1 protein-coding gene is annotated in these 1,264 nt (G+C 38.8%); it reads left to right on the top strand.

Going from position 1 to position 1,264, the window contains the following annotated elements; genetic code table 11:
* Nucleotides 1-123: 123 nt before the first annotated feature.
* The coding region (locus HMPREF1551_RS05490; protein ID WP_021628066.1) for a toprim domain-containing protein at nt 124-1,264 on the top strand (1,141 nt) is incomplete at its 3' end.

Raw genomic sequence — 1,264 nt, 5'->3', positions numbered from 1 at the left:
CCTACTCCAAAATCTATGGACAGTATTTCTATACCTTGGGAAGCATTCGCAAACTCCTTATCAGTCAATCGGTAGAAAACACTGAAAGCTACCTGCAATCCCTTACTCAAAAAGCCAAAGGTTATGTTGAAAAAGCAAGATATTTTAAGTAGAACCGAAGGAGGACTACAGGTCTTTCAGCACTATCTACAAGGCAACTGGCGAGTAGGTAAAAACTTTAAAAACCCTTTCTATGACGATAAAAATGCTTCCTGCAATATCTATAAGGACAAACAAGGCATTTATAAGATGAAAGATTTTGGCAACGATACTTTCAGGGGTGACTGTTTTTTCTTAGTAGGTTACCTCTATCAATTGGATTGCCGAAATGCCTCTGATTTTATCGAAATCCTAAAGATTATCAATCGAGATTTACATCTGGGTTTAGAGGAATCCACCTCTATAATTACACAAAAACCTCAAATACCACCTACTATCACCATACAAAGTACTACCCCAGAAACTAAAAAATCTATCTCTTACCAATTCACCCAAAAACCTTTTACCCAAGAAGAGTTAGCCTATTGGCAAAAGTATGGCATCACTCAAGAAATCCTAAACAAATACAACGTGATCTCTCTGCAAAGCTATTCAAGCACCAATAAAGACGGCAAACCTTACACTATTGCCTCCACCTATAATGAGTGGATGTTTGCTTACCTTTTTAAAAAGCATTTAAAGGTCTATCGTCCCTTTTCTAAACTGCGTTTTCTCTATGGAGGTAATCCCGAAAACTATTGCTTTGGTGAGTCTCAGCTACCTCTACAAGGCGACATTCTCTTTATCACCGCAGGCGAAAAAGATGTAATGAGCTTAGCCAGTAGAGGCTTTTCGGCTATCTGTTTCAATAGTGAAACAGCTCTCATTCCTTCACAAAAACTCCAAAAGCTAAAAATGAGATTCCGACATTTAGTCCTTTTGTTTGATAGCGACGAAACAGGCAAAAGAGCCTCCTTAGAGCAACAAGCCCAATTAGCACCTTTAGAAGTATTTCGTTTGGTCTTACCTCTTTCAGGCACTAAAAGGGATAAAGATATATCCGATTATTTTGCGCAAGGTAAAACGGGTAGAGACCTATTGCAACTCTTTTATCAGACCCTTAGCAAACACTATGAAGAAAGCCTATCACTACTTAAAAACTGCGAAATCCAATGGGATAAACCTCCCCAAAAACAAGAGACTATCATCTCGATTGGCAAAACTCCTGTGGGGGTGCAGAGTAGTT

The sequence above is a fragment of the Capnocytophaga sp. oral taxon 863 str. F0517 genome, from assembly GCF_000466425.1.
Taxonomy (GTDB): domain Bacteria; phylum Bacteroidota; class Bacteroidia; order Flavobacteriales; family Flavobacteriaceae; genus Capnocytophaga.
Note: the sequence above shows the minus strand (reverse complement) of the source record. Positions and strands in the feature narration are given on the sequence as shown.